The 18832-nt window shown below is 70.3% G+C and carries 19 protein-coding genes and 1 riboswitch; of the genes, 9 read left to right on the top strand and 10 right to left on the bottom strand.

Going from position 1 to position 18832, the window contains the following annotated elements; all coding sequences use genetic code 11:
• Positions 1-75: 75 nt before the first annotated feature.
• Together nagA and ACZ58V_RS33840 are read right to left on the bottom strand one after the other, a co-directional pair.
• Positions 76-1287, bottom strand: coding sequence for an N-acetylglucosamine-6-phosphate deacetylase (nagA, locus tag ACZ58V_RS33845; RefSeq protein WP_468193981.1), 1212 nt, complete (start codon positions 1285-1287; stop codon positions 76-78).
• On the bottom strand, positions 1287-2228 hold the full coding sequence (locus ACZ58V_RS33840) for an ROK family protein (protein ID WP_471294887.1): 942 nt from the start codon (positions 2226-2228) through the stop codon (positions 1287-1289). Before ACZ58V_RS33840 ends, nagA begins: the two co-directional genes overlap by 1 nt.
• 133 nt (positions 2229-2361) lie before the next feature.
• Between ACZ58V_RS33840 and ACZ58V_RS33835 the strand changes: the two genes are divergently transcribed.
• Positions 2362-3615, top strand: a complete 1254-nt coding sequence (locus ACZ58V_RS33835; RefSeq protein WP_468193986.1) for an extracellular solute-binding protein — start codon at positions 2362-2364, stop codon at positions 3613-3615.
• A 39-nt stretch (positions 3616-3654) separates the two neighbouring features.
• The gene (locus tag ACZ58V_RS33830) at positions 3655-3900 is read left to right on the top strand and encodes a DUF3263 domain-containing protein (RefSeq protein WP_468193990.1); all 246 of its coding nucleotides are present in this window, start codon (positions 3655-3657) and stop codon (positions 3898-3900) included.
• Between the two features lie 7 nt (positions 3901-3907).
• Here ACZ58V_RS33830 and otsB read toward each other — a convergent pair whose 3' ends face one another.
• From otsB to ACZ58V_RS33815, 3 genes are all read right to left on the bottom strand, one after another.
• Positions 3908-4747: a trehalose-phosphatase gene (gene otsB / locus ACZ58V_RS33825; protein ID WP_468193992.1), complete on the bottom strand. Its 840-nt coding sequence runs from the start codon at positions 4745-4747 to the stop codon at positions 3908-3910.
• A 6-nt stretch (positions 4748-4753) separates the two neighbouring features.
• Complete coding sequence (locus ACZ58V_RS33820) at positions 4754-6142, bottom strand: alpha,alpha-trehalose-phosphate synthase (UDP-forming) (protein WP_471294884.1); 1389 nt, start codon at positions 6140-6142, stop codon at positions 4754-4756.
• Between the two features lie 73 nt (positions 6143-6215).
• A complete protein-coding gene (locus ACZ58V_RS33815; protein WP_382828510.1) occupies positions 6216-7160 on the bottom strand; it encodes a glucosyl-3-phosphoglycerate synthase in 945 nt (314 codons plus the stop codon).
• 155 nt (positions 7161-7315) lie between these two features.
• A riboswitch (SAM riboswitch) is annotated at positions 7316-7472 on the top strand.
• 18 nt (positions 7473-7490) lie between these two features.
• On the opposite strand from ACZ58V_RS33815, the gene thrC reads away from it, so the two are divergent.
• The 6 genes from thrC to ACZ58V_RS33785 all read left to right on the top strand — a co-directional run bounded on the left by thrC (position 7491) and on the right by ACZ58V_RS33785 (position 14973).
• A complete protein-coding gene (gene thrC / locus ACZ58V_RS33810; protein ID WP_468193998.1) occupies positions 7491-8777 on the top strand; it encodes a threonine synthase in 1287 nt (428 codons plus the stop codon).
• 128 nt (positions 8778-8905) lie between these two features.
• The gene (locus ACZ58V_RS33805) at positions 8906-9181 is read left to right on the top strand and encodes a MoaD/ThiS family protein (protein WP_215120661.1); all 276 of its coding nucleotides are present in this window, start codon (positions 8906-8908) and stop codon (positions 9179-9181) included.
• A 448-nt stretch (positions 9182-9629) separates the two neighbouring features.
• Positions 9630-9833 carry a cold-shock protein gene (locus tag ACZ58V_RS33800; protein ID WP_003949956.1) on the top strand — a complete coding sequence of 68 codons (204 nt, stop codon included), beginning with the start codon at positions 9630-9632 and terminating at the stop codon, positions 9831-9833.
• A 558-nt stretch (positions 9834-10391) separates the two neighbouring features.
• Complete coding sequence (gene groL, locus ACZ58V_RS33795) at positions 10392-12014, top strand: chaperonin GroEL (RefSeq protein WP_468194000.1); 1623 nt, start codon at positions 10392-10394, stop codon at positions 12012-12014.
• 191 nt (positions 12015-12205) lie between these two features.
• Complete coding sequence (locus tag ACZ58V_RS33790; protein ID WP_468194003.1) at positions 12206-13327, top strand: NADH:flavin oxidoreductase; 1122 nt, start codon at positions 12206-12208, stop codon at positions 13325-13327.
• Between the two features lie 89 nt (positions 13328-13416).
• The gene (locus ACZ58V_RS33785) at positions 13417-14973 is read left to right on the top strand and encodes a carboxylesterase/lipase family protein (RefSeq protein ID WP_471294879.1); all 1557 of its coding nucleotides are present in this window, start codon (positions 13417-13419) and stop codon (positions 14971-14973) included.
• A gap of 1 nt (position 14974) precedes the next feature.
• Here ACZ58V_RS33785 and ACZ58V_RS33780 read toward each other — a convergent pair whose 3' ends face one another.
• The 5 genes from ACZ58V_RS33780 to ACZ58V_RS33760 all read right to left on the bottom strand — a co-directional run bounded on the left by ACZ58V_RS33780 (position 14975) and on the right by ACZ58V_RS33760 (position 18364).
• Complete coding sequence (locus ACZ58V_RS33780; protein ID WP_359893342.1) at positions 14975-15544, bottom strand: hypothetical protein; 570 nt, start codon at positions 15542-15544, stop codon at positions 14975-14977.
• 13 nt (positions 15545-15557) lie between these two features.
• Positions 15558-16229, bottom strand: a complete 672-nt coding sequence (locus ACZ58V_RS33775; protein ID WP_471294877.1) for a Uma2 family endonuclease — start codon at positions 16227-16229, stop codon at positions 15558-15560.
• A gap of 56 nt (positions 16230-16285) precedes the next feature.
• Entirely contained in the window at positions 16286-17095 is an 810-nt protein-coding gene (locus ACZ58V_RS33770) for a hypothetical protein (protein ID WP_471294875.1), read from the bottom strand.
• A gap of 254 nt (positions 17096-17349) precedes the next feature.
• Positions 17350-17541 carry a DUF397 domain-containing protein gene (locus ACZ58V_RS33765; protein WP_399017418.1) on the bottom strand — a complete coding sequence of 64 codons (192 nt, stop codon included), beginning with the start codon at positions 17539-17541 and terminating at the stop codon, positions 17350-17352.
• On the bottom strand, positions 17525-18364 hold the full coding sequence (locus ACZ58V_RS33760; RefSeq protein WP_468194017.1) for a helix-turn-helix domain-containing protein: 840 nt from the start codon (positions 18362-18364) through the stop codon (positions 17525-17527). The genes ACZ58V_RS33765 and ACZ58V_RS33760 overlap by 17 nt, the downstream gene beginning before the upstream one ends.
• Positions 18365-18477: 113 nt before the next feature.
• Here ACZ58V_RS33760 and ACZ58V_RS33755 point away from each other — a divergent pair, with 113 nt between their 5' ends.
• Positions 18478-18723, top strand: a complete 246-nt coding sequence (locus ACZ58V_RS33755) for a hypothetical protein (RefSeq protein ID WP_359893349.1) — start codon at positions 18478-18480, stop codon at positions 18721-18723.
• Positions 18724-18832 lie beyond the last annotated feature (109 nt).

Below are 18832 nucleotides of genomic sequence, written 5' to 3'. Positions count from 1 at the left end.
TTCCCTGATCATGCCAAAGAGACGGCGGTCGGCCCAGTCCTGGACCCGGCCACCGTCTCCCGACTGGGGGATGGATCAGCCCAGTTGGGGACCCACCACCCATTCGCCCCTGCGCATCACGCCCTTCAACTCGAAATCCGAGTCCAGGAGCACCAGGTCCGCGTCCTTGCCGGGTTCCAGGGAGCCGATGCGGTCGGCCATGCCGAGCAGGCGGGCAGGGGTCGCCGAGAGGGCCCGCACCGCGTCCTCGACCGACAGGCCGTCGATCGTGACGGCCCGTTTGAAGGCGCGGTCCAGGGTGAGGGTGGAGCCCGCGATCGTGCCGTCCTCGACCAGGCGGGCCACGCCGTCGGCGACCTCCACCTCCAGCGGGCCGAGCCAGTAGCGGCCGTCGCCGAAACCGGCCGCGTCCATCGCGTCCGTGATGAACGCCACGCGGTCCGCGCCCGTGTGGTGGAACGCCAGCCGGAGTGCGGCGGGGTGCAGGTGCGTGCCGTCGTTGATCAGCTCGACCGTGATCCGGTCGTCCTCGAGGAGCGCGGTGATCGGGCCGGGGGAGCGGTGGCCGAGGGGTGGCATCGCGTTGAAGAGGTGGGTGGCCACCGTCGCGCCCGCGTCGATGGCCTCGACCGTCTGCTCGTAGGTCGCGTCCGTGTGGCCGATCGCCGCGATCACGCCCTGTTCGGCCAGAAGGCGTACGGAGTCCAGTCCGCCGGGGAGTTCGGTGGCCAGGGTGACCATCTTCGCCTGACCCCGGGCCGCGTCGATCAGCTTGCGGACGTCCGCGGGGTGCGGGTCGCGCAGGAGGTTCTCGGCGTGGGCGCCCTTGCGGCAGGGGGAGATGAACGGGCCCTCGAAGTGGACGCCGGCGATCTCGCCCTGCTCGGCGAGTTCGCTGAGCAGGCCGGCGCGTCGGGTGAGGAAGTCCATGTCGCCGGTGACGGTGGAGGCGACCAGGGTGGTCGTGCCGTGCAGGCGGTGGGTGTGGATGCCCTTGAGGATGTCCTCGGCCGAGCCGGAGGTGAAGGAGGCTCCGCCGCCGCCGTGGTTGTGGAGGTCGACGAAGCCGGGGATGACGTAGTGGCCGGTTACGTCGATGACCGTCGCGTTTTCCGGGGCTGTGGCGGTGATGCGGGTGCCGTTGATGACGACCCGGCCGTTTGTGACCGTCTCCGTGGGGAGGACCACGGTCGCGCCGGTGAGGACCGTGAGGGTTCCCGATGGTGCGGAGTGCGGGTGGTGCGTGGCTGGTCGCGCAGTTCCCCGCGCCCCTGGGGCATCGGTCATCAGGGCGTTACCTCCATACGGTCGGTCCGGTCGAGGAGATCCCAGGCGAGTAGGCCCGCGCCCAGACAACCCGCCGCGTCACCCAGGGCCGCGGGGACGATCGACGGCTGTTTCTGGAAGGTGATGCGGCTACGGATCGCTTCCCGCAGGGGTGTGAAGAGGGTTTCCCCCGCTTCCGCCAGGCCACCACCGATGATCAAAGTGCGTGGATCCAGCAAGGTCAGGGCCGTGACCAGGCCGTCGGCCAGGGCGTCGATGGCGTCCTGCCAGACCGCCCGGGCCTTCGGGTCGCCGGATTCGACGGCCTTCGCGCAGTCGGCCGCGTCCGCGTCCGGGTCGGCCGAGGCCGCGGCCCAGGCCTCGCTCACGGCCGCCGCCGAGGCGAAGCGCTCCAGGCAGCCGCGCTGCCCGCACGGGCAGGGGGCTCCTCCGGGCCGTACGACGATGTGGCCGATCTCGCCCGCGAAGCCGTGCGCGCCCGACTCGACCCGGCCCTCGACGCCGATGCCGCCCGCGATGCCGGTGCCCAGCGCCACGAACAGGAACCGGTCGGCGCCTCGGCCCGCGCCGACCCGGCCCTCGGCGAGAGCGCCGGTGCGCACGTCGTGGCCGAGGGCGACCGGGACGCCCAGGCGTGCCGCGAGCGCGTCGCGCAGGGGGACGTCGCGCCAGCCGAGGTTCGCGGAGTAGACGGCGACGCCCTCCGCCTCGTCGACGATGCCGGGCACGGCCACACCGGCGGCGGCCGCGGGCATGCCGAAGTGCTCGGCGCCGTACGCGTGCAGCTCGGCGGCGAAGCCGAGGATGCCCGCGACGACGGCGTCCGGACCCTGGTCGCGTCCGGTGGCACGGCGGGACCGGTGCAGCACCTCGCCCCCGGGCCCGGCCAGGGCGGCCTTCATTCCGGTGCCGCCCACGTCCAGGGCGATGACATGTCTCACGGAACACAGTGTGACCCGGGGACCCGCAAGAGGTCTAGTCCACTCACGTGGTGTAGACCTTATTCCGAATATCGAAAGTTTTCGGTGGCGGTGACGCCAGGGTTGGGGAAGTGCAGCGGTGCAGCGGCGGCGGATGGCAGGAACGATCGCGGTGGTGTCCGCACTGGGCATGACGGCGGTCCTTGGCGGCTGCGGTGTGACGGGCGGCTCGGGCGACGTGACCCTGAAGCTGGTCGCCGCCGACTACGGCGACAGCAAGGCCAACAGCTCCCAGAAGTACTGGGACAAGCTCGTCGCGGAGTACGAGGCCGACCACCCCGGTGTGAAGATCGACGTCAGCGTCTACTCCTGGAACGACGTCGACCGCAAGGTCAGGGAGATGGTCGCCGCCGGTGACCCGCCGGACATGGCGCAGATCGGCTCGTACGCCGGTTACGCGGCCCGGAACCAGCTCTACAAGGCCGACGAACTGCTCTCCATACCCGTGCAGGCCGACTTCGTCGGGCAGCTGGCCTCCGCGGGGCAGGTGAAGGGCGTGCAGTACGGCATGCCGTTCGCCTCCTCCACGCGCGTGCTCTTCTACAACAAGACCCTCTTCTCCGAGGCCGGCATCACCCCGCCCAAGACCTGGGACGACCTGGCCGACGACGCCGAGGCGCTCAAGGCGGAGGGCGTGACCTACCCGTACGCGCTGCCCCTCGGGCCGGAGGAGGCGCCGGCCGAGACCATGCAGTGGATGCTCAGCGGCGGGGGCGGCTACACCGACACCGTCGACGGCTACGGCATCGACGCCCCGGAGAACGTCGACACCTTCTCCTGGCTGAAGGACGACCTGGTCGGCAAGGGCCTGACCGGGCCGGTCGCGCCCGGGGAGCTCAACCGGGCCGACGCGTTCGCCGCCTTCGCCAAGGGCGAGGTCGGCATGGTCAACGGGCACCCGTCGCTGATGAACATCGCCGCGAAGAAGGGCGTCAAGTACGGCATGGTGCCGACACCGGGCAAGGAAGGCACGAGCAAGTCCACGCTCGGTGTCGCCGACTGGATGACGGCCTTCCGCAAGAACGGCCACCGCGACCAGGTCGGTGACTTCCTCGACTTCGTCTACAGCGAGAAGAACGTGCTGGCCTTCTCCCGCGAGTACGACCTGCTGCCGGTCACCACCTCCGCGTCCGGGGCCATGTCCGTCTCGGACCAGGACCGGCACCTCAGGCCGTTCCTGGAGGAGCTGCTGACCTCCGAGCTCTACCCGGTCGGCAAGACCTCCTGGGCCGACGTCAGCGCCGAGATCAAGCAGCGGATCGGCAAGGCCGTCGCCCCCGGCGGCAGCCCCTCGGCAGTCCTGGGCCAGCTCCAGGCGGAGGCGTCCCGGGCGGAGAACGCGGAGTAGCCCGGCTGACTGTCGGTGGCGGGCGTTACGGTGCCTGGCATGGACGAGGACACGGGTGAGCAGGGGCTCGGGCGCCGGGAGCGGGACATCCTCGCGCTCGAACGCCGGAGCTTCCCCGGCCCCGGCGCGAAGGAACGGGCCGTACGGGAGGAGCTGGGCCTCGCCCCCGTGCGCTACTACCAGCTCCTCAACGCCCTGCTGGACGATCCCAGGGCCCTCGCCCACGACCCGGTGACGGTCAACCGGCTCCGGCGGATACGGGAGACGCGCCGGGCGGAACGCTGAGAGGGCGTTACCGCAGCCGGGCGGCCAGTGCGCTCAGCAGGTGCACGACGCCCTCCGGGCCGTCCACCACCAGGTCCGCCCGCTCGCGCAGTTCGGTCACCTCGTCGCTGCCGCTGCAGACCAGCAGGCCCGGGGTGCCGTCCGAGCGGAGGCGGTCCACGGCGGAGTAGGCGGGCAGGTCGCCCAGGTCGTCACCGCCGTAGAGGACGGAACCGGCGCCGATCTCCCGGGCGAACTCGGTGAGGGCGACGCCCTTGTCCATGCCGGGCGGGCGCAGTTCGAGGACCAGCCGGCCGGGCTCCACGATCAGGCCGTGGCGGCCGGCCAGGCCGGTGAGCGGCTCGCGCAGCAGGTCCAGGGTGGCCTGCGGGTCGGCGGCCCGGCGCGTGTGCACGGCCACGGCCCGGCCCTTCTCCTCGATCCAGGTGCCCTGCGACGCCCCGAGCCGTTCGAGGAGTTCGGGCAGCTCCCCGCGGACACCCGCGACTCCGGGATGCGGGGCGGGCGCGCTGATCTCGCCGCTGCGGGCGTCCCACCGCTCGGCACCGTAGTGCCCGAGGACGACGAGGTGTTCGAGACCGGGTACGTCAGCGAAGCCGCCGTTGCGGACCGCGACCTCGGCCGGGCGGCCGGTGATCACCGCCACGGCGGCCACCTTCGGCGCGAGCGCCGCCAGCGCCCCCAGCGCCTCCGGATGGGCCCTGGCCAGCTCCGGATCGGCCACGATCGGCGCGAGCGTCCCGTCGAAGTCCAGCCCGATCAGCGCCTCGGAGGGCCGCGCGAGGAGGGCGTCGAGACCCTCCTGCCCGGCCTTGGTGACGGGTGTCGGCAATGCCTCCGGGCTCATCACCGCTCAGCCCCTCAACGCGTCGAGCTGGTCCAGGAACCACTGCGCCGGCGGCAGCGCGGTCGCCGCCGCGGCCAGCCGTTTGCCGCGCTCGGCGCGTTCCTCCGGGCGCATCGAGAGCGCCTCGTGCAGGGCCGCCGCCGTGCCGGTCACGTCGTACGGGTTCACCGTGACCGCGTCCTCGCCCAGCTCCTCGTACGCCCCGGCCTCCCGCGACAGCACCAGCGCGCAGCCCGCGTCGGAGACGACCGGGACCTCCTTGGCGACGAGGTTCATGCCGTCGCGGATGGGGTTGACGAGCGCCACGTCGGCGAGCCGGTACGCGGCCAGGGAGCGGGCGAAGTCGTCCTTGAGGTTCAGTACGACCGGGGTCCACCCCGGGGTCCCGTACTCGGCGTTGATCTCCTCCGAGACCCGCTGCACCTCGGCCGTGTAGTCGCGGTACACGGCGAGGTCCTGCCGCGAGGGGTAGGCGAAGGCGACGTGCACGACGCGCTCGCGCCACTCGGGGTGGGAGTCGAGGAGCGTGCGGTAGGCCAGCAGGCCGCGCACGATGTTCTTCGACAGCTCGGTGCGGTCGACCCGGACGATGGTGCGGCGGCCCTCGCCGATCTGCTCCCGCAGTGCGGCCATCCGCTCCTCGACGTCCGGCTCGTGCGCCCGCTTGCGCAGGAAGTCCGCGTCGGCCCCCAGCCCGTGCACGCCGACCCGCGTGCCCCCGAGCCCGTCGGCGAACCGTTCGGCACACGCGACGAACGCGTCCGCCCAGCGCTGGGTGAGAAAGCCCAGCCGGTCCGCGCCGAGCATGCCGCGCAGCACCTGCCCGGCCACGTCGTCCGGCAGCATGTGGAAGTACTCGGGCGGCGCCCACGGCGTGTGCGAGAAGTGCCCGATCCGCAGGTCCGGCCGCAGCTCGCGGAGCATGCCCGGCACCAGCGTCAGGTGGTAGTCCTGCACGACCACGGCCGCACCCTGCGCCGCATCCTCGGCCAGCGCCTGAGCGAACGCCCGGTTGTACGTCTCGTACGACGTCCACTGCCGCCGGAACTCCGCGTCGAAGACCGGCTCCAGGGGAGTCTGGTAGAGCATGTGGTGGACGAACCACAGGACCGAGTTGGCGATGCCGTTGTACGCGTCGGCGTGCACGTCGGCCGGGATGTCCAGCATCCGTACGCCGTCCTCGCCGACACCGCGCCGGACCGCCTCGCGGTCGCCGTCGGACAGCGCCGAGCAGACCCAGAGCGCGTCCGCGTCCGAGCCGATCGCGGAGAGCCCCGAGACCAGCCCCCCGCCGCCCCGTTTGGCGTTCAGCGAACCGTCCTCGCCCACCGCGTACGAGACCGGGCCGCGGTTGGAGGCCACCAGCACCTGTGCAGCACCGAACGTTGAAGCCATAGCCCTCAACCTAGCCCGGCCCGGAAACGCTCAAACGTACGGACCTGCCGTACCCGGCCGAAAACAGCCCCGGTCAGGCGGCCTTCCGTGCCTGGTACTCGGCGATCTCCACCATCGGCGGACGCTCCTCGGTGTCCACGGAGTACGTCCGCGGCTCGAAGCCGTCCCCTCCCCGCTCGAACTGCGTCAGGGACGGCCGGATCAGATGCCCGCGGGCCAGCCGCAGCTGGGCCGTGCGGTAGATCGCGGCGGCCATCCGGCCCAGCGCCTGCCCGTCCTGGTGCCGGTGCTTGCGCACGCCGACGTCGACCTGGGCGAGGGCGTCGAGGCCCGCCAGGTGCAGGGCGTCGACCAGCATGCCCAGCTCGACGCCGTACCCGACGGGGAACGGCAGCTGCTCCAGCAGCGAGCGGCGGGCCGCGTACTCGCCGCCGAGCGGCTGCACGAAGCCGGCCAGCTGAGGCCAGTGCATGTTGAGCAGCGGCCTGGCCATCAGCTCGGTGACCCGGCCGCCCTGCCCGGCGGCGCCGCCGAGCGGACGGTCGTACATGGCCTTCACCAGCTCCACGCCCGGATCGGTGAGCAGCGGGCCCACGATCCCGGAGACGAAGTCGGACGAGAAGTCCCTCAGGTCCGCGTCGACGAAGCAGACGATGTCCCCGCGGGTGGCGAGCAGCGAGCGCCACAGCACCTCGCCCTTGCCGGGCACCGCGGGCAGCCGCGGGAGTATCGCGTCCCGGTGCACCACCGTCGCGCCCGCGGCCGCGGCCACCTCCGACGTACGGTCGGTCGAGCCGGAGTCGACGACGACGAGCTCGTCGACGAGCGGCACCTGCCGCATCAGATCGTGGCGGATCACGGCGGCGATGTCGCCGACCGTCTCCTCCTCGTTGAGCGCGGGCAGCACGACACTCACCGTCTGACCCGTGCGCTGCTTGGCGGCGAGTATCTGGTGGAGGGGGCGATCGGTCGCGGACCAGGAACGGGTGCTCAGCCAGCGCTCGACTTCTTCCAGCACCGTGGCGGCTCCTCTGCGTACTTTCGGCGGGACGGACTGTGAGCCATCTCGCGGTTCGGACGACTATCTCAACTGTCCTGGTCGTCGGTTACAGTCTTGAACAACGCGGGTGACCATCGCATGTCCGGGGTCAACCCACGTCGACAACCGAATACAGCTCATCCAGAGGGGCAGAGGGACACGGCCCGTTGAAGCCCCGGCAACCCTCCAGCCGGTACTCGTAGGTCACTGTCGACCACATGCGCGAGGCTCCCGGCTCGGGAAGGTGCCAAATCCGTCTCACGGCGAGATGCGTCGTGAGGAAGATGAGGAGAAAGGGCCTCGCCTCACATGGCTGCGCAGACTGTTGCAAGCACCACCGAATCCACCGTAGACCTCGGCCCCGCCGCCGCCCTGAGCTGCCGCGAGTGCGGTCACCGCGTCCCCCTCGGCCCGGTCTTCGCGTGTCAGGAGTGTTTCGGCCCGCTGGAGATCGCCTACGACTTCTCGGCCTACGACACCGAAGAGCTCCGCAAGCGCATCGAAGCGGGTCCCGCGAACATCTGGCGCTACGCCCCGCTGCTGCCGGTCCCGGCCGACGTGGCGGACAAGCCGAACATCAACCCCGGCTGGACCAAGCTCGTCAAGGCCGACAACCTGGCCCGTGAGCTCGGCGTCGACGCCGGCAAGCTCTTCGTCAAGGACGACTCCGGCAACCCGACGCACTCCTTCAAGGACCGCGTCGTCGCCCAGGCCCTGGAGGCCGCCCGCGCCTTCGGCTTCACCACCCTGTCCTGCTCCTCCACCGGCAACCTCGCCGGTGCGGTGGGTGCCGCCGCGGCCCGCGCCGGCTTCCGCTCCTGCGTGTTCATCCCGCACGACCTGGAGCAGGGCAAGGTCGTCATGGCCGCGATCTACGGCGGCGAGCTCGTCGGCATCGAGGGCAACTACGACGACGTGAACCGCTTCTGCTCCGAGCTGATCGGCGACCCGGCCGGCGAGGGCTGGGGCTTCGTCAACGTCAACCTGCGGCCGTACTACGCCGAGGGCTCCAAGACGCTGGCGTACGAGATCTGCGAGCAGCTCGGCTGGCAGCTGCCGGACCAGCTGGTCGTGCCGATCGCCTCCGGCTCGCAGCTCACGAAGATCGACAAGGGACTGCAGGAGCTGATCAAGCTCGGTCTGGTCGAGGACAAGCCGTACAAGATCTTCGGCGCGCAGGCCGAGGGCTGCTCGCCGGTGTCGGCGGCGTACAAGGCCGGGCACGACGTCGTACGCCCCCAGAAGCCGGACACCATCGCCAAGTCGCTGGCGATCGGCAACCCGGCGGACGGGCCGTACGTGCTCGACATCGCGCGTCGTACGGGCGGTGCGGTGGAGGACGTGAACGACGAGCAGGTCGTCGAGGCGATCAAGCTGCTCGCGAGGACCGAGGGTGTGTTCGCGGAGACCGCCGGTGGGGTGACGGTGGGGGTGGCGAAGAAGCTGCTGGAGAACGGGCTTCTCGACCCTGCCAAGACCACGGTCGTTCTGAACACGGGCGATGGGCTGAAGACACTGGACGCGGTGGCCGGTACCGGGCTGACCGCGACCATCCGGCCCAACCTGGATTCGTTCCGGGACGCCGGACTCGTCTGACCGTTGCTTGCTGCGGGCCGGTGGGGGCTGGTCGCGCCCACGCGGCGGAGCCGCAGATCGGCACAGCCCCGCGCCCCTGAGGGCGCGCCCCAGCCGTAGCTTCAATCAAAACCGGAGGTCATATTCCGATGAGCGTCACCGTTCGCATCCCCACCATCCTGCGTACCTACACCGGCGGGCAGGCCGAGGTCGCCGCCGAGGGCGGGAACCTCGGTGAGGTCATCGCCGATCTGGAGAAGAACCACACCGGGATCGCCGCCCGGGTGCTGGACGACCAGGGCAAGCTGCGCCGGTTCGTCAACGTGTACGTCAATGACGACGACGTGCGCTTCGAGCAGGGTCTTGAGACGGCGACGCCGGACGGTGCCGGTGTGTCGATCATTCCGGCCGTCGCCGGTGGCTGAACCGGTCGACCGGCTTGATTATTACCATCGGTAACGGCCGTCACTGAGCGTTCATTGAATTGCCCCCTCCGTGAGAGAAGCGGAGGGGGCAATTCTGTGTGGTTGAGCGCGGTACAGTTGGGGAACGCGATCCCGATCCCCTGATCGGACACCCTGAATTCCTGCCGCGCGCCCGACAAGATGTAGCCAAAGTGTGTGCGTCTTTCGCCGCTTTTGTTCCCTTTGCGTGGCCCGACTTGCCCTGAAGTCAGGCGAATTCTCCCCACATTCCGGATCCCGCGCGTCCGGAATTCTCGTCCGATTGACCTGTTGCAGAGGGCAGTTGGACAGATACATTCGGCCGCGGTCGACGCGTTCCGGCGCACGCCCCCAATCCGTGGGGGGTGAGGTCTGACCCGGATCCGCGAAGTGCGGGTCTGTGCAAGGGCCAGTAATAGGGGAGTTAGGCATGGCTCAGGGCACCGTCAAGTGGTTCAACGCGGAGAAGGGGTACGGCTTCATCGCGGTCGACGGTGGTGCGGATGTTTTCGTCCACTACAGCGCGATTCAGATGGACGGCTACCGCACCCTTGAAGAGGGTCAGCGGGTCGAGTTCGAGATCTCGCAGGGCCAGAAGGGTCCACAGGCCGACATGGTTCGCGTCGCTGCCTGAACGCGCGACCACGACAAACCGCAAGCGGCAGGTCTTCTCTGAAGGGCCCGTACCCCCTGGGGTGCGGGCCCTTCGGCCTGTCCGGCGGCCGGCCGGGGCGAAGGGCCGACGGGGGCGAAGGGCCGGCGGGGGCGGCGGCTCGTAGAAGTCCGCCGCGCCCGGGGGCGCCCCGGTGCCCGCCCTGGTGCGGGGGCGGCGGGTTCGCGCTCCGGACCCGCTCGTGTCGGCCGCTCGGCCGCCGCCGCGAGCCGTGGGCCCAGGCGTTTCCCGGCCTCGGGCGATCCGCCGTGGCGCTGTCCGCGGCCTGCGGACGAGCCGGGCGCGCGCCGTTCGCCGGGGGCTGAGAGCGCCTCCGTATCCCGAGAGGCGCTTGCACTCGCCTAGGCCGAGTGCTAATCATTGCGTTAGCACTCTGAAGGTGAGAGTGACAACGTAAGGACCGGGTCGGTGAGGCCCGCAGGCCGGGTGGGGAAGGAACCACGAGGCTGGCGAGCCGTCCGTCGCGGGCGCGGGCGCGGTCCGAAGTAATCACCCCCAGTCCTGGAGGGACCACTTCACATGGCCAAGATCATCGCGTTCGACGAGGAGGCGCGGCGCGGCCTCGAGCGCGGCATGAACCAGCTCGCGGACGCCGTCAAGGTGACGCTCGGCCCCAAGGGCCGCAACGTCGTCCTCGAGAAGAAGTGGGGCGCCCCCACGATCACCAACGATGGTGTCTCCATCGCCAAGGAGATCGAGCTCGAGGACCCGTACGAGAAGATCGGCGCCGAGCTGGTCAAGGAAGTCGCCAAGAAGACGGACGACGTCGCCGGTGACGGTACGACCACCGCGACCGTTCTCGCCCAGGCCCTGGTCAAGGAGGGCCTGCGCAACGTAGCCGCCGGCGCCAACCCGATGGCCCTCAAGCGCGGCATCGAGCGTGCCGTCGAGGCCGTCTCCGCCGCCCTGCTGGAGCAGGCGAAGGATGTCGAGACCAAGGAGCAGATCGCTTCCACGGCCTCCATCTCCGCCGCCGACACCCAGATCGGCGAGCTCATCGCCGAGGCCATGGACAAGGTCGGCAAGGAAGGCGTCATCACCGTCGAGGAGTCCCAGACCTTCGGTCTGGAGCTGGAGCTCACCGAGGGTATGCGCTTCGACAAGGGCTACATCTCGGCGTACTTCGCGACCGACATGGAGCGTATGGAGGCCGTCCTCGACGACCCGTACATCCTGATCGCGAACTCCAAGATCTCCAACGTCAAGGACCTGCTCCCGCTCCTGGAGAAGGTCATGCAGTCGGGCAAGCCGCTGCTGATCATCGCCGAGGACGTCGAGGGCGAGGCCCTGTCGACCCTGGTCGTCAACAAGATCCGTGGCACCTTCAAGTCCGTCGCCGTCAAGGCCCCGGGCTTCGGTGACCGCCGCAAGGCGATGCTGCAGGACATCGGCATCCTCACCGGCGGCGAGGTGATCTCCGAGGAGGTCGGCCTCAAGCTGGAGAACGCCACGGTCGACCTGCTGGGCAAGGCCCGCAAGGTGGTCATCACCAAGGACGAGACCACCATCGTCGACGGTGCCGGCTCGGCCGACCAGGTCCAGGGCCGCGTCAACCAGATCCGCGCCGAGATCGAGAACAGCGACTCGGACTACGACCGCGAGAAGCTCCAGGAGCGCCTGGCGAAGCTCGCCGGTGGCGTGGCGGTCATCAAGGCCGGTGCCGCCACCGAGGTGGAGCTCAAGGAGCGCAAGCACCGCATCGAGGACGCCGTGCGCAACGCCAAGGCGGCCGTCGAGGAGGGCATCGTCGCCGGTGGTGGCGTGGCCCTGCTGCAGGCCTCCCAGGTCTTCGAGAAGCTGGAGCTCGAGGGCGACGAGGCGACCGGCGCCAACGCCGTGAAGCTCGCGCTGGAGGCCCCGCTCAAGCAGATCGCCGTCAACGGTGGTCTCGAGGGTGGCGTCGTCGTGGAGAAGGTCCGCAACCTCCAGGTCGGCCACGGCCTGAACGCCGCGACCGGTGAGTACGTCGACATGATCGCCGAGGGCATCATCGACCCGGCGAAGGTGACCCGTTCCGCGCTGCAGAACGCCGCCTCCATCGCCGCGCTGTTCCTCACCACCGAGGCCGTCATCGCCGACAAGCCGGAGAAGGCCGCCGCGCCCGCCGGTGGCGGTATGCCGGGTGGTGACATGGACTTCTGATCGACCCCCTGGGATTCCCCGGGTTGATCAACGGTCTTGCCGAGGGCGGCACTCCCTGTTCCGACAGGGGGTGCCGCCCTCGGGCGTGTGCGGGGTCACAGTGCGGGCGGGATGGCATGGGCGGGCCGGATGGTTGAAGCGTACGTCTTATGCGTATGCACATACTGTCCGGTATCCGAAGGAGCCCCTGAGTGACCGTCGCCGCCTCCCGCGCCGCCGAAATCCTGTCCCGGCCCGTCACGCTCAACGGCCTGACCGTCCCGAACCGCATCGCGATGGCGCCGATGACCCGCATGTTCTCCCCGGGCGGTGTCCCCACCGAGGACGTCGTCTCCTACTACTCCCGCCGTGCCGCCGCCGGAGTCGGCCTGATCGTCACCGAGGGCACCTACGTCGGCCACGAGTCGGCCGGGCAGAGCGACAGCGTGCCGCGGTTCCACGGCGAGGAGCAGCTCGCGGGCTGGGCGAAGGTCGCCGAGGCGGTGCACGCCGCGGGCGGCACGATCGTGCCGCAGCTCTGGCACATCGGCATGGTCCGCAACCAGGGTGAGCCGCCGGTCGCCAACGCCCCGGCCGTCGGCCCCTCCGGTCTGCGCATCGGCGCCACGGAGCCCACCGGCAAGGCCATGACCCAGGCCGACATCGACGCCGTCATCGGCGCGTTCGCCGAGGCCGCGGCCGCCGCCGAGCGCATCGGCTTCGACGGCGTGGAGATCCACGGCGCCCACGGCTACCTGCTCGACCAGTTCCTCTGGGAGGGCACCAACCGCCGCACCGACGCCTACGGCGGCAACTCGGTCGCCCGCGCCAAGCTCTCGGAGGAGATCGTCGCGGCCGTCCGCGAGACCGTGTCCGCCGACTTCCCCGTCATCTTCCGCTACTCGCAGTGGAAGCAGGAGGCCTACGACGCCCGCCTCGCCGAGACGCCCGAGGAGCTGGAGGCCATCCTGGCCCCGCTGGCCGCCGCCGGTGTCGACGCCTTCCACGCCTCCACCCGCCGCTACTGGGTGCCCGAGTTCGACGACTCCGACCTCAACCTGGCCGGCTGGACGAAGAAGCTCACCGGCAAGCCCGCCATCACCGTCGGCTCGGTCGGCCTGAACGGCGTCGACTTCCTCAAGTCCTTCCAGGGCGAGGGCGCCGAGGTCAACGACCTCGACAACCTCCTGGACCGCTTCGAGCGCGACGAGTTCGACATGGTCGCCGTCGGCCGCGCCCTGCTCCAGGACCCGCAGTGGGCGGCCAAGGTCCTGGCCGGCCGCTTCGAGGACACGGCCCCGTACGACCCGGCGGCGCTGAAGACCCTCAGCTGACCTCGTCGCCTGAGGCTCTGGATCTGCTTGCGTCAGTCAAGGACACTGGCTGAGCGCCTGTTCACCTGCCATTTCGTGAGGAGATCCAGATGACGACGACCGAGTCCCGCCCGGCGGAGGGTGGCTCTTCGGATGAGCCCGCACCGGTGGTCCGTACGACCGCCGGTGCGGTACGCGGCCGAACGGAGGAGGGACTCGCCGTCTTCCGCGGCATCCCCTTCGCCGCGCCCCCGGTGGGCGAGGCCCGCTTCCAGGCACCGCGCCCCGCCCACGCCTGGGACGGCATACGCGACGCCCACGCCTTCGGCCCGCCGCCCCCGCAGGACGTCGGCAGCCTGGGCGGCCCGGGCCTGCTCGACGTACCCGAGGGCGACGAGTGGCTCACGGTCAACGTCTGGACCCCCGAACCCGACCCGGCCGCCCGCCGCCCGGTGATGGTGTGGATCTACGGCGGTGCCTACAAGCTCGGCCACTCCGGCAGCCCCGGCTACGACGCCCGGCATATCGCGGCCGACGGCGATGTGGTGGTCGTGTCCCTCAACTACCGCCTGGGCATGGAGGGGTTCGCGTTCGTCGAGGGCGCGCCCGCCAACCGCGGCCTGCTCGACCAGGTGGCCGCGCTGGAGTGGGTCCGGGACAACATCGAGGCGTTCGGCGGCGACCCGGACCAGGTCACGGTCTTCGGCGAGTCCGCGGGCGCCGGCTCGGTCGCCTCGCTGCTGGCCATGCCCCGCGCGGCGGGGCTCTTCCGGCGGGCGATCGCGCAGAGCGTGCCGGGGACGTTCTTCTCCGACGCCCTGGCCCGTGACATCGGTCTCGCCCTGGCCGCCGAGGCGGGGCTGCGCCCCACGGTCGCCGATCTCTCGACGATCGCTCCGCACCGGCTGACGTCGGCGGGCGAGACGCTGAGCGCCAAGATGCTCCAGTACGTCGACCGCTGGGGCCAGGCGGCGCCCACGGTCACGCCCTTCTCCCCGGTGGTCGACGGCGAGGTCCTGCCGACCACGCCCTGGCAGGCCCTGGCGGCCGGTTCGGCGAAGGACATCGACCTGCTCGTCGGCCACAACCGCGACGAGTACCGCCTCTTCATCGCCATGTCGGGCCGACTGGGCCAGATCACCGAGGAGCAGGCGACCTCGGCCCTGCGCCTGTTCGCCCCGGGCCCGGACGGGGAGCAGGCCTACCGCGCGGCCTTCCCCGACGCCTCACCGAGTGAGCTCTACGAACGCGTCCAGACGGACTGGCTGTTCAACATGCCCTCCCTGCACCTGGCCGAGGCGCAGCGCGCGGGCGGCGGCAGCGCGCACGTCTACGAACTGACCTGGCCGGCCCCGGGCAGCGGCGGTGCGCTCGGCGCCTGCCACGGCCTGGACATCCCCCTGCTGTTCGGCACGTTCGGTGCGGACCTCGGGGCCCTGCTGTTCGCGGGCGCCGAGCCGTCCGCCGAGGCCGAGGCGCTGTCGTCCCGTTTCCGCTCGTCCTGGACGTCCTTCGCGCGGTCGGGCGACCCGGGCTGGCCGGCGTACGACGAGCAGGAGCGGCTGGTGCGGGTGCTGGACGCGGAGCCTGAGGTGAGGGTGTACCCGGAGGAGGCGTCGCGGCGCCTGTGGGAGGGCTACGACTTCCAGGCCCTGCCCCTGCTGTGAACTACAGGTTGCCCATCGGCTCGATGTCGACCTTGACCGGCGTGCCCCACACCCGCAGCACCTCGTAGTCGGTGAACTCGTGCACCAGCCGGTACGCCATGGCGGCCCGGGGAGCCTTGCGCTGGGCGGCGATGAACAGCTCGGCCTCGCGGCGGTCCCGTCGCGGGGTGCCGCACAGCTGCCACGTCTGGCCGGTCCACAGCTCCGGCAGCCAGCGCTGCTGGGGCTGGGGGCGGTCACCGCTCACGCCGTAGCGGGACTGGACGGGGTCGGTCTGGGGCTGCTGCGGCGCGGGCCCGTTGAACTCGTTCCGCCGGGCCGTCCTGCGCCGGGTCTCGCACAGCAGGCACAGGTCGGGGGCGTTCTCGTCGACGGGGCCGTTCGGATGCTCGGGGCAGCGCGTGCTGGGCGCGGCGCCCGTGACGCTCTCGTCCAGCAGGTCCAGGGCCCGCTTCAGGTCGGCCTTGACCTCGTGCAGCTTGGCGTCCGGGGTGTCGGAGGTGAGGGCCTCGCCATGCTCGCCGAGGACTCGGAGGGCTCGGCCTAGGGCGGTCAGCTGGGCGTGGTTCATACGCCCATTGTCCTCAGTCGGCGTAGTCCTTGAGTTCTTCGGTGTCCAGCGTGAAGCCGAGAGGCTCGGGCAGCTCGACCTGGGTGCCCCAGGAGTGCGACGTTTTTTGCTGGTACCGGCCGTCCTCGGGCTCGCTGTACACGACGACCGTGTTGTGGTCGCGGACGATGAGCAGGTAGACGGGGATGTCCACTGCCGCGTATCCGACGGGCTTGTCGATGCGGTCCCGCTGGTTGATGTCACGGTCGTGGGAGGTGATCTCGACGACCATGAGGACGCCGTTGGCGGCGGACCACTCACCGTGCCCTTTGAAGTGCCGCCGTCGTACGAGAGCCCCGTCGGCCCGGGCACGGCCTTTGCGGTAGGCCTCGGTCCGGACGCCTCGCTCGTGATGGAGCCGCAGGTCGGGCCGATGGTGCAGGCACTGCTCGAGCAGCCACATGTGAATCTCGCTGTGGTTGCCGTCCGGCATGGCCTTGACCTCTAGTTTTCCGTTGATGTACTCGAGCCGCACGGTCTCCGGGGCGCGGCGTTCCAGCTCTTCGAAGTCCTCGACGCTAAGCGGGTCCTTCGTGCGGACGCGCCCGTCGACGTACTCGAGCCGCACGTGGTCCGGGGCCGCGTCGGCAAGACCCTCGAAGTCCTCGATGGGCATCAGCGGGCGGTCAGCGGTACCAGGGGTCATGGTGCCTCCTCCCTTCCATCGTGCCCTGGGGGAGTGACGTCGCACCGTAGGAGCCGTCATGCGTATGCCTTCTCTTGCAGTCGTTGGGACATTGCGGCGCGGATACCGGCCGCGTGGGCCTGGACCGTGGGGGCGGAAAGGGGTGCAGGGGGTTGTGCGGGGGCGTGTTCGCCCCGGCAGGCGCTGCAACGGCCCCCTGGCAGGGTTTCCGGACGCCCCGGGGCGCCGCAGTTCGCGCACTCCAGGACCCGTAGGGGCGGGCGCGGGGTGGGCGGGGGTGGGAGTTTGCTGGTCAGGCGGCTGCGGACCAGGGCCGCGGCGTGGTGGACGGGAGTCGGCAGGCCGGATGTCAGCTCCCGCAGTACGTCGCCCTCCGACGCCCCTCGCGCGAACCAGTCCGCCACGAGTGGGGCGAGCGTCGCGCAGTCCCTCTCGGAGAGGGACAGGACGGAGGCTGTGCGGCCGAGGGCGGCGAGCAGGATGTGGGCGCGGGAGCGGGTAGGGCGCGCTGCCTGTGGCCGTGGTGCGTCGCCGTGGGTGAAGGCGGCCCACCAGTCGTCGTCCCGGGCGGTGCGGGTGAACCACGATCGGGTGATCCAGCGGGAGCTGCCGTCGTCGGCCGTCACGCACTCCCGGCCTCGGCGCAGGTGGCCTGCCTGCTGGATGCGGTTGAGGGCCGTGCCGAGGGCGCACTGTCCGTACGGGAGGTGCTTGGCCAGCGTCTTTACCGAGATGTCGGCGCCGTCGGGGAGCCGGTCCAGGTAGGCGGCGATGGCGGCTTCGCGGGGTGGGAGGTGTGCGAAGTCGTCGTTCGTACGGGGGTGTTGGTCGGGGGTGGTGCGTTTGCCGTAGCCCGGGTTCGCCATGGGGTGCGCGGACGGGGAGGCAGCACTAAAGTTGGCTTCAGCCATGGGATCGACAGCGTCTTTCGATCTCGATGGTTAAGCCCCCGCAAGGTGTTGGCGCACCGGGCGGGGGCTGTTGCTTGTCCAGGAACGTTAGAGGTACGTGACTGTCCGTGGCAAGCCGGACGCGTCGCGTCAACTCGCCGGGTGGGAGGGTGGGTTGAGGCCCTCCGCCCGTTCCTTGAAAAGAGGGCTCGAAGCTCGGATCCCGAAGCTCAGGCCGTTTCGTCCTTGAGGTTCGCGACGAACAACGCCCAGGCTCCGGCCCGGAACACGAGCTTCGGGCCGTGGGGCGTCTTGGAGTCGCGGACGGGGATGACATCAGGGAATGCCTGGGTGACCTCCAGGCAGTTGTCGCCGGTGCCGCCGCTGTAACTGGACTTGTACCACTCAGGCATGTTCCTCATGGCCGTAATCCTGCGCCATCGCATCGAGGAGGGCCAGAGACTTCTCAGGCGAGAGTGCCGAGGCCGTGAGGAATTCGAAGTAGAGCCTGTACCGCGCGACGGTGGCGGGGTCGTCCTCCAGGCGTCCGGTGTCGACCCCTTCCAGGTAGACCAGCGGAGGGGCGTCATCGAAGTCCATCAACCTGACGCACCCCTGCATCCCCGGGTGGGCTCCAGCGTCGAACGGCAGCACCTGAACGATGACGCGGTTTCGGCGGATCAAGCCGATGAGGTGGCGTAGAGCCCCCATCATCACCTCCGGCCCGCCCGTCACGCGGCGCAGTGCGGCCTCGTCAATCACCGTCCACAACAGAGGCTTTGTTGGATCGCCGAGGATCCGCGCCCGCTCCATCCGGCCTGTCACCAGCGCCTCGATGGACTCTTCAGTCGCCGAGGGCTGGTAAGCGCGGCTGACGGCTCGTGCGTAGGCGGGTGTCTGGAGCAATCCGGGGATCAACATCGATGCGTACTCCCTGATGGCCGTAGCTTGCGTCTCGACCTCTGCGGCTTCCGCGAAGTGCTCGCGATACTTCGACTTCGCCGCCGCCCCGCAGTTCCGTTGGAAGAAGTCCTCCGTCCCCAGCGCCTCGTCCAGCAGCCGCGCATACTCCCGCTGCATCCTGCGCGTCCCCGCCTCCAACTGCCCGATGAACGACCCGCTCGCGAACAGCCGCTGCCCCAGTTCCTCCTGGCTCAGGCCGGCCTTCTCGCGGGCGTGGCGGAGTTCGGCGCCCAGGAGGGCCCGAGGGGAGGAGGACGGGTCGAGGTCCCTGGATCCGGGCATGGGCAACTCCCTGTCGTACACATCGGGTTGTTGGACCGCCGTATCTGGCCAGGTTAGGGACGTGTCGGCCACGCTGTGTGGTGAATCACCAACTCAGCGTGGAGGTAGGAAAGGTGCGCTCGACCGAAGAGATCGTGCAATCGCTGCGGGACGCCCTCGCCGGAGTCGGCGTCGTGCTGCCGTCGCTCGGCGTCGACCCGGTGACCGGCGCGAGCGACGAGCCGTTCGCCCTGGTCGATCTGGGGCGGTGCAACGTACGGACGGCCGAGCATCTGACCGACGTACTGCGGTCGTTGCCCGTGAAAGAGACGCTGCGGGCTCGGGTGAGGCAGGTCAACCGGGAGCCGAAGTCACGGTGAAGTAATGGTGGCCGGCAGGTGTACAACCATTCACCCGGCATCGCCGTCGAACTGGCGTAGCGCGCATACAGCGGCGTACGCCCCACCGCACGCCACCCCACAAGACACG

This window comes from Streptomyces sp. NPDC040589, assembly GCF_055594445.1.
This window is presented reverse-complemented; position numbering and strand designations above follow the sequence as displayed.

Bases quoted from the DNA above. Each gene is read 5' to 3' on its own strand.
- ACZ58V_RS33765 (WP_399017418.1), bottom strand. From the start codon at position 17,541: ATGAGGAACATGCCTGAGTGGTACAAGTCCAGTTACAGCGGCGGCACC.
- groL (WP_468194000.1), top strand. From the start codon at position 10,392: ATGGCCAAGATCATCGCGTTCGACGAGGAGGCGCGGCGCGGCCTCGAG.
- ACZ58V_RS33830 (WP_468193990.1), top strand. From the start codon at position 3,655: ATGGACGAGGACACGGGTGAGCAGGGGCTCGGGCGCCGGGAGCGGGAC.
- ACZ58V_RS33780 (WP_359893342.1), bottom strand. From the start codon at position 15,544: ATGAACCACGCCCAGCTGACCGCCCTAGGCCGAGCCCTCCGAGTCCTC.
- ACZ58V_RS33785 (WP_471294879.1), top strand. From the start codon at position 13,417: ATGACGACGACCGAGTCCCGCCCGGCGGAGGGTGGCTCTTCGGATGAG.
- ACZ58V_RS33835 (WP_468193986.1), top strand. From the start codon at position 2,362: ATGGCAGGAACGATCGCGGTGGTGTCCGCACTGGGCATGACGGCGGTC.
- ACZ58V_RS33805 (WP_215120661.1), top strand. From the start codon at position 8,906: ATGAGCGTCACCGTTCGCATCCCCACCATCCTGCGTACCTACACCGGC.
- ACZ58V_RS33775 (WP_471294877.1), bottom strand. From the start codon at position 16,229: ATGACCCCTGGTACCGCTGACCGCCCGCTGATGCCCATCGAGGACTTC.
- thrC (WP_468193998.1), top strand. From the start codon at position 7,491: ATGGCTGCGCAGACTGTTGCAAGCACCACCGAATCCACCGTAGACCTC.
- ACZ58V_RS33770 (WP_471294875.1), bottom strand. From the start codon at position 17,095: ATGGCGAACCCGGGCTACGGCAAACGCACCACCCCCGACCAACACCCC.
- ACZ58V_RS33760 (WP_468194017.1), bottom strand. From the start codon at position 18,364: ATGCCCGGATCCAGGGACCTCGACCCGTCCTCCTCCCCTCGGGCCCTC.
- ACZ58V_RS33820 (WP_471294884.1), bottom strand. From the start codon at position 6,142: ATGGCTTCAACGTTCGGTGCTGCACAGGTGCTGGTGGCCTCCAACCGC.
- ACZ58V_RS33800 (WP_003949956.1), top strand. From the start codon at position 9,630: ATGGCTCAGGGCACCGTCAAGTGGTTCAACGCGGAGAAGGGGTACGGC.
- otsB (WP_468193992.1), bottom strand. From the start codon at position 4,747: ATGAGCCCGGAGGCATTGCCGACACCCGTCACCAAGGCCGGGCAGGAG.
- nagA (WP_468193981.1), bottom strand. From the start codon at position 1,287: ATGACCGATGCCCCAGGGGCGCGGGGAACTGCGCGACCAGCCACGCAC.